This is a genomic window from Pseudomonas sp. HMSC066A08 (genome assembly GCF_001813025.1).
GTDB classification, from domain to species: domain Bacteria; phylum Pseudomonadota; class Gammaproteobacteria; order Pseudomonadales; family Pseudomonadaceae; genus Pseudomonas; species Pseudomonas aeruginosa.
The window spans coordinates 1-255 of the sequence record NZ_KV811402.1 but is presented as its reverse complement, the minus strand read 5'-3'; the positions used below and the strand labels follow the sequence as shown (position 1 = coordinate 255).

At 64.3% G+C, this 255-nt stretch carries 1 protein-coding gene; it reads left to right on the top strand.

Annotated elements, in window-relative coordinates; genetic code table 11:
• Positions 1 to 105: 105 nt before the first annotated feature.
• Positions 106 to 255, top strand: a 150-nt coding sequence (locus HMPREF2886_RS32470; protein WP_139148443.1) for an ArdC-like ssDNA-binding domain-containing protein, incomplete at its 3' end; no start/stop codon positions are given.

The window sequence follows — 255 nt, the reverse complement described above, 5'->3', positions numbered from 1 at the left end:
GTCCGAAGCCGAGGCGTGGGCCTCGAACGCGGACTTGTCCGCTGACCCGGAAGGAACCGCCATCGTCGTGAACGGCAAGGCCGTGCGGAAGGGGGGTAACTAACGATGAAAAAGGAATACGCCGAGGAAGTCGCGGCGCGGATCATAGAGCAGTTGGAGCAGGGCACCGCGCCGTGGCAAAAGCCGTGGCAGCCCGGCGAGCTGCGCTTGCCGTACAACCCGACCACCGGCAAGGAATACCGTGGCATGAACAGC